12 protein-coding genes are annotated in these 14,358 nt (G+C 59.4%); 5 read left to right on the top strand and 7 right to left on the bottom strand.

The window, feature by feature from the left end:
* Window positions 1-144 precede the first annotated feature (144 nt).
* On the bottom strand, window positions 145-663 hold the full coding sequence (locus ACXPUX_RS02915) for a gamma carbonic anhydrase family protein (protein WP_458829888.1): 519 nt from the start codon (window positions 661-663) through the stop codon (window positions 145-147).
* Window positions 664-780: 117 nt separating this feature from the next.
* On the opposite strand from ACXPUX_RS02915, the gene ACXPUX_RS02910 reads away from it, so the two are divergent.
* Both ACXPUX_RS02910 and ACXPUX_RS02905 read left to right on the top strand, forming a co-directional pair.
* Complete coding sequence (locus tag ACXPUX_RS02910) at window positions 781-1,680, top strand: D-alanyl-D-alanine carboxypeptidase family protein (protein WP_458829886.1); 900 nt, start codon at window positions 781-783, stop codon at window positions 1,678-1,680.
* 71 nt (window positions 1,681-1,751) lie between these two features.
* The gene (locus ACXPUX_RS02905) at window positions 1,752-3,044 is read left to right on the top strand and encodes a D-alanyl-D-alanine carboxypeptidase family protein (protein WP_458829884.1); all 1,293 of its coding nucleotides are present in this window, start codon (window positions 1,752-1,754) and stop codon (window positions 3,042-3,044) included.
* Between the two features lie 224 nt (window positions 3,045-3,268).
* Here the strand turns inward: ACXPUX_RS02905 and ACXPUX_RS02900 are convergent, their stop codons facing one another.
* The 4 genes from ACXPUX_RS02900 to ACXPUX_RS02885 are packed head-to-tail and all read right to left on the bottom strand — an operon-like array spanning window position 3,269 to window position 6,085.
* The gene (locus tag ACXPUX_RS02900) at window positions 3,269-4,036 is read right to left on the bottom strand and encodes a biotin--[acetyl-CoA-carboxylase] ligase (RefSeq protein ID WP_458829882.1); all 768 of its coding nucleotides are present in this window, start codon (window positions 4,034-4,036) and stop codon (window positions 3,269-3,271) included.
* The gene (locus tag ACXPUX_RS02895) at window positions 4,033-4,524 is read right to left on the bottom strand and encodes a metallophosphoesterase family protein (protein ID WP_458829880.1); all 492 of its coding nucleotides are present in this window, start codon (window positions 4,522-4,524) and stop codon (window positions 4,033-4,035) included. Before ACXPUX_RS02895 ends, ACXPUX_RS02900 begins: the two co-directional genes overlap by 4 nt.
* A 22-nt stretch (window positions 4,525-4,546) precedes the next feature.
* Window positions 4,547-5,395 (bottom strand): 16S rRNA (cytidine(1402)-2'-O)-methyltransferase, encoded by an 849-nt coding sequence (rsmI, locus tag ACXPUX_RS02890; RefSeq protein WP_458829878.1) that lies wholly within the window; start codon window positions 5,393-5,395, stop codon window positions 4,547-4,549.
* A gap of 15 nt (window positions 5,396-5,410) precedes the next feature.
* Window positions 5,411-6,085, bottom strand: a complete 675-nt coding sequence (locus tag ACXPUX_RS02885) for a tRNA1(Val) (adenine(37)-N6)-methyltransferase (RefSeq protein WP_458829876.1) — start codon at window positions 6,083-6,085, stop codon at window positions 5,411-5,413.
* 58 nt (window positions 6,086-6,143) lie between these two features.
* Between ACXPUX_RS02885 and ACXPUX_RS02880 the strand changes: the two genes are divergently transcribed.
* The gene (locus ACXPUX_RS02880) at window positions 6,144-6,323 is read left to right on the top strand and encodes a hypothetical protein (protein WP_458829874.1); all 180 of its coding nucleotides are present in this window, start codon (window positions 6,144-6,146) and stop codon (window positions 6,321-6,323) included.
* A 71-nt stretch (window positions 6,324-6,394) separates the two neighbouring features.
* Here ACXPUX_RS02880 and ACXPUX_RS02875 read toward each other — a convergent pair whose 3' ends face one another.
* Entirely contained in the window at window positions 6,395-6,565 is a 171-nt protein-coding gene (locus ACXPUX_RS02875; protein WP_006735241.1) for a DUF362 domain-containing protein, read from the bottom strand.
* A 605-nt stretch (window positions 6,566-7,170) separates the two neighbouring features.
* Window positions 7,171-8,112 (bottom strand): PSP1 domain-containing protein, encoded by a 942-nt coding sequence (locus tag ACXPUX_RS02870; protein ID WP_458829872.1) that lies wholly within the window; start codon window positions 8,110-8,112, stop codon window positions 7,171-7,173.
* A 625-nt stretch (window positions 8,113-8,737) separates the two neighbouring features.
* Here ACXPUX_RS02870 and ACXPUX_RS02865 point away from each other — a divergent pair.
* A complete protein-coding gene (locus ACXPUX_RS02865; protein WP_458829870.1) occupies window positions 8,738-12,682 on the top strand; it encodes an efflux RND transporter permease subunit in 3,945 nt (1,314 codons plus the stop codon).
* A gap of 460 nt (window positions 12,683-13,142) precedes the next feature.
* Complete coding sequence (locus ACXPUX_RS02860) at window positions 13,143-14,216, top strand: aldose epimerase family protein (RefSeq protein ID WP_249240997.1); 1,074 nt, start codon at window positions 13,143-13,145, stop codon at window positions 14,214-14,216.
* Window positions 14,217-14,358: the final 142 nt, after the last annotated feature.

Here is a 14,358-nt window from a genome sequence, read left to right as displayed (position 1 = left end):
TTTAGCAACGAGCTTAACGGCTTGGCTCTCCCTGAGAGGAAAGACTTCCCCCGCTCCGGGGGAAGATGTCACCATAGGGGACAAAAGGGGGAATCTGGCGCGGGAGCGCCTGAGAGGGCGAGGGTGACCCCGCAGAGCGCACTCTCACCCGTTTTTCATCTGCTCTGCGTGCAGTTTTCCGTGCTCCACATAGTGCACGGCGTTGTGCAGGTTTGCTTCTATCTGCGCGGCGCTCACCTGCTTGATGACCCGGGCGGGCACGCCCACCGCCACCGAGTTGTCCGGGATGACCATGCCTTCCGGCACAAGCGCCCCTGCCCCGATGATGCAGTTTTTGCCCACCACGCAGTGGTTCAGCAGGGTGGCGTGCATCCCGATCAGACTGCCGTCCCCTACGGTGCAGCCGTGCACCAGTGCGCAGTGCCCTACCGTGACGTTTTCGCCAAGGGTCACGCAGCCGCCGATGTCGCAGTGCAGCACCGCGTTGTCCTGTACATTGCTGTTTTTGCCGATGGTCAACGTGCCGTCATCGCCGCGCAGCACTGCGCCGTACCAGACGGTGGAGCCGGGCTTTAAAACCACATCTCCCTGCACGGTAGCGCTGGGGGCTACAAAGGCTGCGCCTTCATCGCGGGGCATTTTTCCACAAAAGGATAAGAACATTGTTAAAAACCACCTTTCACTCTTTTTCTTTTGGCTGGTTTATGGTATTCTTTATAAAGACGGGTCTCGCCGTTTCTATTCTAGCAAGCTGACGCTTTATCATCAAGGGAGAAGTTCATGGATCTTCATAAAAACTGCCGCCGACTGGCGGCATGGGTGCTTACGCTGGCACTGGCTGCGGCGCTGGCGCTGCCGGGCGGGGCGGTATATGCGATGCCCATTCAGACAGCCAATGCACAGGAAAGCATTTACCTGATCAACGCCGTCAACGGTGAGGTGCTGCTGGATCAAAATTCCGGGCAGCAGCGCTGCGTAGCCAGCCTGACCAAGATGATGACCGCGCTGCTGCTGCTGGAAAGCGGCAAGAACCTTGACGAGACCATTACCGTGCCCGCCAGCCTGACGGAGGAGTTCCAAAATATCCGCGGTCAGAACGGCTGCACCATTCTGCTGACGGCGGGCGAACAGCTGCGCCGCATCGACCTGCTGTATGCGCTGCTGGTGTGCAGCGCCAACGATGCCGCCAGCGTCATCGCGTGGGACGTGGCGGGCAGCATCCCTGACTTTGTGCAGCAGATGAACGCCCGGGCGGCGCAGCTGGGCTGCACCAGTACCCAGTTCTCCTGCCCGCATGGCCTGTACGACGATGGAAATGTTTCCACCGCACAGGATATGGGAAAGATCGCGATGGCCTGTGCCCAGTACGAACTTTACCGCCAGATCGCCGATACCCTGCAATACGAGATCCCGGCAACGAATCAGCACGCGGCGCGTAGCATCCATTCCACCAACAAGATGCTGGATCCGGAAAACAGCTGCTACCGCGCCTACATTCACGGCATGAAGACCGGGTTTACCACAAAAGCCGGGCGCTGCTATGTGACCGCCGCCCAGCAGGGCGACAGCATTTACGGGCTGGTCATTCTGGGCTCGGGCCGGGAAAACATCTATGCCGAGGCCGCGGCCATTCTGGACTGGGCCTTTGCGGGCTGTCCGCAGCAGCAGGCTGCTGCCTGAAAAAAGCCGGTTTTCTTTTATCGGCATCTGTGATATGCTTTTACTGAAGAAGTTGATTAGGGGGTACCTTCATGCTTCACAACACGTTCTGCCGCCGTCTGGCGGCACTGGTGCTCACGCTGGCGGTCGCCGTCAGCGCAGTGCTGCCGGTATTTGCAGTATACCCCATGCCCGTCCAGACTGCAACAGAGACTGAGGCGGTGTATCTGTTCAACGCGGACACCGGCAAGACCATCCTGAACCAGAACGCCGACCAGCAGAAATATGTGGCCAGCCTGACCAAGCTGATGACCGCCCTGCTGCTGGTGGAAAGTGGCAAGGACCTGAACGGTGAAGTGACCGTGCCCACCGACCTGACGCAGGAGTTCAAGGATATCCAGAACGCCAACGGCACCACCATGGGGCTGCGCATCGGCGAGACCGTGCGCCGCATCGACCTGCTGAACGCGATGCTCATCGTCAGCGCCAACGACGCCGCCAGCGTCATTGCGTGGGACGTGGGGGGCAGCGTGGTGGGCTTTGTGCAGCAGATGAACGCCAAGGCGGCAGAGCTGGGCTGCACCGGCACGAACTTTACCTGTGCCCACGGCCTGTTTGACTACGGCAACGTGTCCACTGCACAAGACTTGGCAAAGATCGCCGCAGCCTGCGCGGAGAACCAGACCTTTGCACAGGTGGCGGGCACTGCCAGCTATGTGCTCCCTGCCACCAATCTGCGCAAGGCCGAGCGCACCATCAGCAGCTCCAACAGCCTGATGAACAGCGAAAGCGCCAACTACCGGGAATATGTCAAGTGGGTCAAGGGCGGCTTTACCACGCTGGCAGGACGCTGCACCGTGGCTTTTGCCCAGCAGGACGGCCACAACTACGGGCTGGTGATTCTTGGCTGCGACACGCCGGAGCATCTGTTTACCGAATGTGACGACCTGTTCGACTGGGCCTTTGCCAGCTTTGCCGACCGGCCGCTGGTGGATACCAAGACCGTGCTGACCTCGGTAGACCTGAACAAGTGCCGCACCGAGCCGTCTGTGGAGCTGTACGCCGCCGCCCCGGTCAGCGGCTACGGCCACAGCGATGATAAGGTAAGCTATTCCTTCGACCTGCCCGAGAGCGTTTCCGCCACCGTCAAGGAGGGGCAGAAGCTGGGCACTGCCACCGTCTATCTGGACGGCTACGAGGTGGGACAGGTAGACCTTGTGACCCACCGGGAGTATGTGTCGGACTTCCGCACCGACCTCAAGGCCACCCTGCTGCTGCTCTGCGCCCTGATTTTCATTCTGTGCGCGCTGGGCTTTGTCACCCTGCGCTGCGGCGGCGGGCTGACCCTCAACCAGCGCCGCCGCCAGATGAAACGGAGAAGATAAAAAATAACTCTCTCAGTCAAAACCTGCCGGTTTTGCCAGCTCCCTCGGAGAGGGAGCCTCTGGCGCGGCGGGAAAGTTTCTCATTGCGCTTGAAACTTTAGTGACAGGCTTTAAATCTTGGCTCCCCCTTCGGGGGAGCTGGCGCGGGAGCGCCTGAGAGGGCGAGCTCACTAAAAATAAGTAAAAGGGGCTGGTGCACGGTTGTGCATCTGCCCCTTTTATAATTATACTGCCCCGTAGATGCCGTGCACCGACACTTCCCCGGTGAAAACGTGCTGCTCACCGGCATCGGTGCGCACCACTAAACGCCCCTCGGCGTCTACGTCCACGGCTTCGCCTGCGCCCTGACGGCCGTCCGGCAGGTCAAAGGTGACCCGGCGGCCCAGATTGACACAGGCGGCCTTGTATTCCTCCCGGAAGGGCGCAAAGCCGTCCCGGGCAAAGGTGTACAGATTGCGGTCAAAGCCAAAGTCGGTCAGCCCTTCCGCCAGCCATGCGGGGTCGGTGGCAAGATCCACCGCGGCGCCCTGCAGCGCCAGCGAGGTGCCGTGGGGCAGGTCGGCGGCGTCAAAATAGCTCTGAGGCTGGGCAAGGTTGATGCCGATGCCGCACAGGATGCCGCGCCCCTGCTGCTGGTAGCCGTAGCTTACGCTTTCGCACAGGATACCCACGATCTTTTTGCCGTTCAGCAAAAGGTCGTTGGGCCACTTGATCTGGCAGTCCACGCCGTAGCGCAGCTGCAACTGGCGGCGCACCGCAAGGCTCGCCAGCAGCGGCAGGGTGGCGGGCTGCGCCAGCGGCTCCTTGATGGCGACCGTGTAGTACAGTGCCTTGCCCTCGGCGTTTACCCAGCTGCGGCCAAGCCGCCCGCGCCCGGCAGTCTGGTTTTCGGTATACACCGCCGCCACCGGGCCGAACTCCTCGAAATGTTCTTTCACATAGGCGTTGGTGCTGCCGCATTCCGGCAGATAGCGCACCTCGTTGATGCTCATTGCTTGGGTACCTCTTTGTGCTCATAGGCGGTCACTGCGCCTTTTTCCAGCGTCAGCAGACCGTAGGTGTCCGGGCCGGTGTAGCAGCGCCCGCAGGAGCCGGGGTTGAACAAAAATACATTGCCCCGCTGCTCCGCGTGGGGAATATGGGAGTGGCCGAACAGTGCCACCTCGGCCCCCCGGGCGGCGGCAGCATCTGCCAGCGTATCCAGATCGTATTTTACGCCGTACATATGGCCGTGCGTATAGAAAACCACCGTCTGATCAAAGCCCGCCAAGCCGTCCAGCGGCTCCAGCGCACCGTAATCACAGTTGCCAGCCACGGAATACACCCGCAGATGCGGGAAAAAGGCCAGCGCCTGCTCCAGATCCCGCAGACCGTCCCCCAAAAAGATCACGGCATCCACGTTGTTCTGCTCTTTGTTCAAAATGCGCTCAATGGCACCACGCGCACCGTGGCTGTCGCTCAGGACCAGTAGTTTTGTCACGGAAAAATATCCTCCTCTATCCTCATTCGGCAGTCTGTTGCAACAGCAGCAGCTGCTTGTACACTTCGCTCTTGGAATAGGCCGTGCCCTGCGCAGCAGCCTTGGCGGCGGCAGAGGCGCTGAAGCCCTCGCTGGTCAGCGCAAAGGCGCGCTGCGCCGCCTGTTCCAGGGTCAGCTCCTCTTCCTCGGCGGTACCGGCGGGCGCACCCGCCATCACCAGTACATACTCGCCCCGGGGCTCGGCGGTGCGGTAGTGCTCCACGGCTTCGCCCAGAGTGGTTTTCCAGATCTCCTCGTGGAGCTTGGTCAGCTCCCGGCAAAGGGTGATGCTGCGGTCTGCGCCAAAGGCGGCGGTCAAGTCGTCCAGCGTGGTGCGCAGCTTGTGGGGCGCTTCGTAAAAGATGACGGTGCGTTTTTCCTGCAAAAGCTCGGCCAGGCGCTCCTTTTTCTGCTTGCGGTTCACCGGCAGAAAGCCCTCGAACACCCAGCGGGAGGTGTCCTGCCCGGAGACTGCCAGCGCCGTGACGCAGGCAGAAGCGGCCGGGATGGGCACCACCTTGATGCCCCGCGCCAGCGCGTCCCGCACGATGACCTCGCCCGGGTCGGACACGCAGGGCATTCCGGCGTCACTGCACAAGGCGCAGCTCTCCCCTGCCTCGATGCGCTGCAAAATGGCTTCGCCCTTCTGCAAGGCGTGCTCGTAGTAGCTAACCATGGGCTTTTTCAGCCCCAGATAATTCAGCAGCTTCATGGTCACGCGGGTGTCCTCGGCGGCAATAAAGTCAGCCGCGCCAAAGGTGGCAGCCACCCGGGGCGGCATATCCTCCAGATTGCCGATGGGGGTCGCCACAATGTAGAGAGTTCCTGCCATAATTACCTCCTGAATTTATCGTCCGTACAGCGCCGCCCCGGCGCGGATGAGCACGTCCGGCTCCACCCGCAGGCCGGTCCTGCGGTTTTTCTGGGCTTCCACAAGGAACAGCCACGGGGCATTTTCCGGGGCGTTCTTCACAAAGGCCAGCCGCTTGGGCTCCAGCCGGTGGGCGCGCAGCACAGCCAGCACCTCGGCAAGCCGTTCGGGGCGGTGGCACAGCGCCAGCCGCCCGCCGTCCTTCAACAGTCGGAAGCCGCAGGCACAGACATCCTCCAAGGTGCAGGTGTTTTCGTGCCGGGCAAGGGCGTGGGCGGCGTTCTGGCTCTGCGGCCCCTCGGTAAAATAAGGGGGATTGCACGCGCACACGTCAAATTGCCCTTCGTCCTGCCGCCATGTGCGCAGGTCGGCACAGACGGGGGTGATATGCCCCAGCTGCTGCTCTTCCACCGCTGCCGCCAGCAGGGCGCTGCCCTCGGGCTGCAACTCCAGCGCGGTGCAGGGGCCGCGATGCCCCCGGTCGTGCCATTCCAGCGCCACGATGCCGCAGCCGGAGCACAGGTCTGCGGCCTTCTGGCTGTGCTTCGGCTCACAGAAACGTGCCAGCAGCAGCGCATCCGAGCCGAACCGATGCTCCGGGGTGCAGTAGACCATAGTTCTATTATACAAAACTTCCGTAGAATGTTCCATAGACAGTGTGCTGTTTCCCTTCCAAAAAATGCAGGGTATTTTCCTGCGGAATTTGTGCATGAAACAAAAAGAAGGGCGGCTGCGCAGCGTTTTGCGCAGCGCCTCTTTTAAGATGGACGATCAGGATTGGCTGCCGCGTGTGCTTTGGCCATGTGCAGCGGAAAAATATTTTTTGATTCAGCAGTTCGGCGCGTCTGCGGACGCGCCGAACTGCGTTTTTCATGAGTTTACTTTATGATACCACAAAAAAGGACTGCTGCACAGATGTGCAGCAGTCCTTTTTGATGCGTTTTCAGCAAAAACTACTGATTATTCAGCAGCGATTGCACCAGTGGGGCAAGCACCCTCGCAAGCACCGCAATCGATGCAGGAATCAGCGTTCACAACTGCAGCGCCGTTCTCGATGGTGATAGCGCCAACCGGGCAAGCGCCCTCGCAAGCGCCGCAGCCAACACATGCGTCAGAAACCTTGTGTGCCATAATAAACTCTCCTTTTTTATCCCGTGCCGATGTAATGTATGAAGAAACGTACCTTGGCACGGCCACGCACGCCCCCCGGAATTTGTATCCTTGTCTGCATTCTAACAAAGCACGCCGGAAAAGGCAAGACTAACCGTGCTGCCACAACCACAAAATAAAATATTTTGTGGGGTTGCACAAAAGCGCGGCCTAACTTATAGCCAAAATTGCCGGAGATTTTTAGCGAAAATCACGAAGCTTGGTTAGTTTTATAATACTAACTGCAAGCAAACCCTCTCAGGCGCTCCCGCGCCAGATTCCCCCTTTTGTCACCTGCGGTGACATCTTCCCCCGGAGCGGGGGAAGTCTTTCCCCTCAGGGAGAGCCAAGCCGTAAAGCTCGTTGCTAAAGCTTTAGGAGAAACGAGAAACTGTCTGGGAGTGCACTTGGCTCTCCCTTTGGGAGAGCTGGCAAAGCCGACAGGCTTTGACTGAGAGGGCGCATGCCGCTGCCCTCGTTGCTAAAGTGTTAGGTGCAATGAGAAACTTTCCGGCAGAGCTCTTGCCTCTCCCTTTGGGAGAGGTGGCATCGCGCAGCGATGACGGAGAGGGCGCACGCCATTATGCTCATTCCTTTTCGCTTGCGCGGCGGCGGGGGCAGGCGGGGCGCTTTTCGTCGTCGGAGCTTGCCACTACCGGGGCGGGGTTGCGCACGCCGGAGTAATCATCGTCCGGGTCGGGACGGCGGGGCGGGCGCTTGCCGCCGCTCACATACTCGCATACGCCCACCTTGTAGTACCGGGGGGCAAGGCTCTCGGTGCCGCAGCGCACCCGCAGGTAGCCGGATACCGGGTTCACCTCCAGCACAGTGCCCAGACCGTCCGGGGTGCGCACCGTGCTGCCCACCATGGGCATGATGCTGTTCAGGTACTCGTAGGCGCTCTCCTCGTAGGCAAGGCAGCACATCAGGCGGCCGCAGGCACCGCTGATCTTGGTGGGGTTCAGCGAAAGTCCCTGCTCCTTGGCCATCTTGATGGAAACGGGCTGGAAATCCTTCAAAAAGCGGCTGCAGCAGAAGGGCTGGCCGCAGATGCCCAGACCGCCGATCATCTTGCTCTCGTCGCGCACGCCGATCTGGCGCAGCTCGATGCGGGTGTGGAAGATGCCGGCCAGATCCTTGACCAGTTCCCGGAAGTCCACCCGTCCGTCAGCGGTAAAGTAGAACATGATCTTGGAGCGGTCCAGCGTGTACTCGACCTCCACCAGCTTCATCTCCAGCCCGTGGCGGGCGATGCACTCCTGACAGGTGTGGTAGGCGCGCTTTTCGTCCTCGCGGTTCTGGCGCATCCGGCGGATATCCACGCTGTCGGCCATGCGGGTGATGGGTTTCAGCGCCTTGGGTACGGCTGCATCCGCCAGCTCCCGCACGCCCTGCACCACCTCGCCGCACTCCACGCCGCGGGCGGTCTCCACGATCACGAACTCCCCGGTGTGGATGACGGCATCACCGGGATCAAAATAATAGCTTTTGCCGTTTTCCTTGAAACGGACCGAAATAACTTTTTTCATAGTGTTCCTCGTTTTTGTATCGGATAAGCCCCGCAAGGGGCAGCTTTTTCAGTCTGCTGTTAGTATACCATAATCAAAAGCACATTTCTATGCAAAAAGAAAAGTCTTTGAGGGGATAGGCTCGCCCTCTCAGGCGCTCCCGCGCCAGATTCCCCCTTTTGTCACCTACGGTGCCACATCTTCCCCCGGAGCGGGGGAAGTCTTTCCTCAAAGGGGGAGCCAAGCCGTAAAGTTCATCACTAAAGTTTTAGGTGCAATGAGAAAGCTTCCGGGCGTGCTCTTGGCTCTCCCTTTGGGAGAGCTGGCAAAACCGTCAGGTTTTGACTGAGGGAGTAAAATTTTCCCCTCCCCTGCAATGATCCACCCCGCTCAACCGTATGCAGTACGGAAAAGGTGTCGGAATTCTGTCCGGCGGCAGATGGGAGGAACAAAGGCAGACTGCCGGTTTTGGGGCGGCAAAGTTGTGCGTTTCGCAGATTTTGACACAACTTTCGCAAAAGATTCGCCGCCCCGCTATTGAAAGCGTACGCCTTGCGTGTATAATAGGAATGTTAGGAACCCATTGCCCCACGAAGGTGGAGGAACTGTTGCGCCGGGCGGTGCGGCAGAGAAACGGTAGGAGAAGATGGAAAAATTCAGTGTCAAAAAACCATTTACGGTGCTGGTTGCAGTCATCATGGTGCTGATGCTCGGCTTTGTGTCGATCACCAAGATGAAAACAAACCTGCTGCCGAATGTCAGCACACCGTATCTGATGGTGGTCACCGTGTATCCCGGTGCCAGCCCGGAGCGTGTGGAGAGCGAAGTCTCGGACGTGCTGCAAAACGCGCTTACAGTGCCCGGCGTGGAAAAGATCACCGCCACCTCGGCTGAGAATTACAGCCTGCTGCTGATGAAGTTCGTGGACGATACGGACATGAACAGTGCAATGGTGCAGGTGTCCAACAAGCTGGATCAGGCCAAGAGCGACCTGCCGGATACCGCCCTGACCCCTTCTGTGATACAGTACAGCATGAACATGAACGCCTTTATGACCGTGGCTGTCAGCCGCGAGGGCAGTTCGGTGTATGAGCTTTCTGATTTTATCAAGAACACCATGACCCCCTATGTCCAGCGCAAGGGCGGTGTGTCCAGCGTATCCTCCAGCGGCCTTGTGGAGCAGCTGGTACAGGTGCAGCTGAATCAGGAAAAGGTGGATGCCATCAACGAAAAGCTGATGGAGCTCATCGACACCCAGCTGGAAGCGGCGCACACCCAGCTGGAAGAAGCCGAGGCCAAGATCAAGGCCGGCCGCGCAGAATACGATAAGCAGTTCAAAAATTTTGGCAATACCGTGTCCAACTCTGTCATGGGCACTTTGTCCTCTGAGGTCGGGGACGCCGTAGAGGTGGTGCGCAAGCAGGCTGAAGCACTGCTGCAAAGCGTCAACAACCTGATCGCCGTGGTCAAGGAGCCTGAGGTGCAGCAGGCACTTATTGAGGTGCAGGCAGGCTTGCAGCGGGTGCTGGACAAGTTCAACAACACCGGTATGCGGGATATCGACTCCCTGATCGAGATCGTCTCCGAGCTGCGCGATATCACCGATAAACTCTCCTCTGCCTTGCAGACCCTGCAGAACCGCATCAATACTGAGACGGGTACGCAGGGCGAAGGCGCTGCGGATCTGGCAGACGAACTGCAATTGCAGGACAGCCTGAATGTCATCTATAGTACGCTGGAGGACACCATCAAGGCCATGGACAATGTGCCCGGCATGATGAGCGAGTTCTCCAACGCACTGGGCAGCTTTACCCAGCAGCAGCTGGCTGCTTATATGCAGTTTACCGAAGCCCGCGAGATGCTGAACGAGTATGAAAAGCAGCTCAGCGAGGCCAAGATCCAGTACGAGGCCGCCAAGGAAAAGGCGCTTGCCAGCGCGGATGTGACCAAGCAGCTGGATATCAAGACCCTTGCCACCCTCATCTACGCCCAGAACTTCTCCATGCCCGCCGGTTACGTCAAGGACGAAAGCGGCGAGTCGTGGCTGCTGAAGGTCGGCGAGGAATACGACAGCGTGGAGGATATCCGTGGCGCGCTGCTGCTCCATGTGGAGGGCTACGGCGATGTGCGTCTTTCTGATGTGGCAGACGTGGAGATCATCGACAACGCCGCTGACAGCTACACCCGCCTGAATGGCGAGCAGGCCTCGGTGCTTAAAATCTACAAGGACGACAGCTCCAGCGCAGGTGACGTTTCCGCCAACTGTCTGGAGGCTTTCAAGGAGCTGGAAGCCCAGTACGATGGTCTGCACGTTGTGGTGCTGTCCAATCAGGGCAACTACATCAGCATCCTGATCAAGAGCATCCTCACCAGTATGCTGGTGGGTGCTGTACTGGCCATCATCGTGCTGGCCATCTTCCTGAAGGACGTCAAGCCCACGCTGGTGGTCGGCGTCAGTATCCCTCTGTCGGTGCTGTTTGCCGTGGTGCTGATGTACTTCACCGGTCTGGACCTGAACGTTATGACGCTGGCCGGTCTTTCGCTGGGCATCGGCATGCTGGTGGATAACTCGGTGGTCGTCATCGAGAACATCTACCGTCTGCGCGGCCGCGGCGTGCCCGCCGCCCGCGCGGCGGTGCAGGGCGCACGTCAGGTGGGCATGTCTGTTGTGGCGTCTACCCTTACCTCGGTCTGCGTGTTCCTGCCGGCGGTGTTCTCTGCCAGCCTCATCCGCAGCCTGATGGGGCCCATGTCCCTGTGCATCGGCTACTGCCTGATGGCTTCCCTTATCGTGGCACTGACCGTGGTGCCTGCTGCCTCGGCTACCGTGCTGAAGAACGCCCAGCCCAAAAAACTGGCATGGTTCGATAAAATTCAGAGCGCCTACGGCCGCAGTCTGGAAAAGGCGCTGGAAAAGCGCTTTGTACCGCTGGCAGCCGCAGTGCTGCTGCTGGTGTTCTGCTGCTGGCGGGTGGTCTCCATGGGCATCGTGCTGCTGCCCACCAGCACCAGCAACGAGGCCATGATCACCCTTTCTACCACCGACACCCTCTCGCAGCAGGAATCCTACGATGTGGCTGGTAAGGTGGTGCAGGCCGTGATGGCCGTGGACGGCGTGGAGGAGGTAGGCATTACCCCCGACAACACCGTGTCGGGCATGGATGTCTCCAACCTTGGCCTGCCCTCCACCATCACCGACCTGCTGAACGCCGCCAACGGCTACGGCAAGTATAAGATCAACGTCAAGCTCAACGAGGAGCTCTCCTCTTCCAAGATCGACGCCGCCTGCAAGGCCATGGAGGAAGCCGTGGCCGGGGTGGCGGACTGCACCGCCACCGTCCAGCAGTACGGTATGACCGATGACCTGACCAGCCAGCTGTCCACCGGTCTGACCATCAAGATCTACGGTACCGATGCCGAGACCCTGACCGCCCTGTCCGAGAAGGTCATTGATATCGTGAACAGCACCGATGGCTTCCAGAATGCCACCAACGGTCTGGGTGCGGGCGATTCCACCATCATTTTGCAGGTGGACCGCGACAAGGTGCGCGCCTACGGCCTGACCGTTGCACAGGTGTACCAGCAGATCGCGGCAAAGCTGACCACCACCACCACGGCACAGACCCCTGTTACCGTGGACGGCACCACTATGGACGTGCAGATCAGCAACAATCTGGACCCGCTGACCAAGGAAAACATGATGGACATAACCTTTGAGACCACCGTCATGTCCGCCGACGGCACCACCGCCACCGGTAGCTGCAAGCTGTCGGATATCGCCAGCTGGACCACCGGAACCGCGCCGGATTCCATCACCAGCGAGAACCAGAACCAGTTCGTCACCGTCACCGCCGAGACTGTGTCGGGCTACAACACCACGGTGCAGGCGCGTGCCGTGAAAAAGGCGCTGGACGCCTTTGCCCTCACCGATGAGATGCCGGAAGGCTGCTCCTTCTCCATGGGCGGCGAGAGCGACAGCGTCAACTATATGACCAATGAGATGATCCAGTGGATGGCATTGGCTCTGCCCTTTGTGTACCTTGTCATGGTGGCACAGTTCCAGAGCCTGCTGTCCCCCTTCATCGTGCTGTTCACCGTGCCGCTGGCCTTTACCGGCGGTCTGCTGGGTCTGCTGCTCACCGGCCAGCAGCTGACCATGATCTCCATGATGGGCTTCATCGTGCTGATGGGTACGGTCGTCAACAACGGCATCGTGTTCGTGGACTACGCCAACCAGCTGCGCATGGGCGGCATGGAGCGCCGCGCCGCGCTGGTTGCCACCGGCAAGACCCGTATGCGCCCCATCCTGATGACCACCCTGACCACCGTGCTGGCCATGCTGCAAATGGTGTTCAGCAATGATATGGCAAGCCAGCTGATGAGCGGCATGGCCATCGTCATCATCTGCGGCCTGAGCTACGCCACCCTGATGACCCTGTATATCGTGCCCATTTTGTACGATATCCTGTTCAAGAAGCCGCCGCTCAACGTGGACATCGGCAGCGACGAGGACCTGGACGACATCCCGGACGATGCCGCCGAGTTTATTGCCGCTCAGTCCTCTGCGGCACAGCCCCAGCCGGAGGCATAAGGCACACAGCCCGTATCACCAGAGCGCCCCGCATTTCCACCGGAAATGCGGGGCGCTTTTTGACTGAAGGTGGAAAGAGGTGGTCTCGCCCTCTCCGTCACGGCTTACGCCGTGCCACCTCTCCCAAAGGGAGAGGCAAGAGCACTGCCGGAAACTTTCTCGTTTTTCCTAGCACTTTAGTGATGAACTTTATGGCTTGGCTCCCCCTTTGGGGGAGCTGGCGCGGGAGCGCCTGAGAGGGCGGGCGCTTGCTGGGTGACTTCCCTGCCGCTGAAAGCCCCATTGTTGGCACTTTTGATGATTCTAACAAAAAATCGCCGTAAAAATTGGATGGTAATTCTAAAAGGATTTCAACACAAAACCGTAAAACTGTGATATAATCATAAATACAGACAAGATGCAAAGGGGGCAGTCTGCCCCCTTTTGCATTTCCGAAAAAATCTTTAGGAGGCGAGGCCCAATGGCACAGATCCGTTCCAAGCCCTTCGGTGTGACCAAAGAGGGCGCTAATGTTACCGAGTACATCCTCTCGAACCCCGGCGGTATGTCCGTCAGTGTGCTGGATTACGGCTGCGTGATCAAGAATATCATCGTCCCGGCCAAAAACGGCCCGGTGGATGTGGTGCTGGGTCACGACACCATGGCAGATTACGAAAACGACTTCACCTCGTCCGGCAGCACCTGCTGCGGTGCTTTTGTGGGGCGCTACGCAAACCGCATCGAGAACGCCGTCTTTACCTTGGGCGGCAAGACCTACCAGCTGGAAAAAAACTGCGGCGAGCACCATCTGCACGGCTGCTTTTCCCGGAAAATCTATGAGGTGAAATACTTCGGCGATACCCTGCTGATGGAAGCTGTAAGCCCCGACGGCGAGGATGGCTTTCCCGGCACGCTGAAGATCGCGGTGCGCTATACCCTCACCGATGACAACACCTTCCGCATGGACTACCGTGTGTCCTCGGACGCCGACACCCTTGTGAACCTGACCAACCACAGCTACTTCAATCTGGACGGCGGCGGCGATGTGCTGAACCAGAAGCTGCGCATCTACGCCTCCCGCTATCTGGAGGGCAACAATACCACCTGTCCCACCGGCAACATCCTGCCCGTGGCGAACACCCCCATGGACTTTACCGCCGGTAAGACCATCGGCAAGGAGATCGACACCGGCTTCTCCCAGACCACCATGGTGGGCGGCGGCTACGACCACTGCTACGTCATCGACCGCGCACGCGGTTCCAGCCAGAGCATCTGCGCATGGGCTACCAGCGATAAGACCGGCATCAGCATGAAGCTGTACACCACCCAGCCGGGCATCCAGCTGTACACCGGCAACTTTTTGCAGGACTGCCCCGCCCCGGGCAAGGGCGGCCAGCCCTTGCGCAAGTACGGCGGCTTTGCCTTGGAGACCCAGCACTATCCGTGCAGCCCCTCCCACCCGGAGTTCCCCTCCACGGTGCTGCGGGCAGGCAAGGTGTTCCGCGCCACCACCACCCTGCGGTTCTTCACCGGCAAACAGTGCGGAAAACTTTAAAAAGGATACATCACGCAAAAAAACGTCTGCCTCGGCAGACGTTTTTTGCGTGGCAGGAGGCTGCGCCTGAGAGGGCGCAGCCTGAGGGGGTTTCCCTCTCCATTTCTATGTTTTGCACAAACGGCGCATTCTCTCCATGTGA

It is taken from the genome of Faecalibacterium sp. PGM34 (genome assembly GCF_054456555.1).
The sequence above is the reverse complement of the archived record's forward strand: the minus strand, read 5'-3'. Positions and strand labels throughout refer to the sequence as shown.

Excerpts from the sequence above, each read along its gene's own strand:
- ACXPUX_RS02900 (WP_458829882.1), bottom strand. The coding sequence starts at position 4,036 with ATGAGCATCAACGAGGTGCGCTATCTGCCGGAATGCGGCAGCACCAAC.
- ACXPUX_RS02905 (WP_458829884.1), top strand. The coding sequence starts at position 1,752 with ATGCTTCACAACACGTTCTGCCGCCGTCTGGCGGCACTGGTGCTCACG.
- ACXPUX_RS02875 (WP_006735241.1), bottom strand. The coding sequence starts at position 6,565 with ATGGCACACAAGGTTTCTGACGCATGTGTTGGCTGCGGCGCTTGCGAG.
- ACXPUX_RS02880 (WP_458829874.1), top strand. The coding sequence starts at position 6,144 with ATGAAACAAAAAGAAGGGCGGCTGCGCAGCGTTTTGCGCAGCGCCTCT.
- ACXPUX_RS02885 (WP_458829876.1), bottom strand. The coding sequence starts at position 6,085 with ATGGAACATTCTACGGAAGTTTTGTATAATAGAACTATGGTCTACTGC.
- ACXPUX_RS02915 (WP_458829888.1), bottom strand. The coding sequence starts at position 663 with ATGTTCTTATCCTTTTGTGGAAAAATGCCCCGCGATGAAGGCGCAGCC.
- ACXPUX_RS02860 (WP_249240997.1), top strand. The coding sequence starts at position 13,143 with ATGGCACAGATCCGTTCCAAGCCCTTCGGTGTGACCAAAGAGGGCGCT.
- ACXPUX_RS02865 (WP_458829870.1), top strand. The coding sequence starts at position 8,738 with ATGGAAAAATTCAGTGTCAAAAAACCATTTACGGTGCTGGTTGCAGTC.
- ACXPUX_RS02910 (WP_458829886.1), top strand. The coding sequence starts at position 781 with ATGGATCTTCATAAAAACTGCCGCCGACTGGCGGCATGGGTGCTTACG.
- rsmI (WP_458829878.1), bottom strand. The coding sequence starts at position 5,395 with ATGGCAGGAACTCTCTACATTGTGGCGACCCCCATCGGCAATCTGGAG.
- ACXPUX_RS02870 (WP_458829872.1), bottom strand. The coding sequence starts at position 8,112 with ATGAAAAAAGTTATTTCGGTCCGTTTCAAGGAAAACGGCAAAAGCTAT.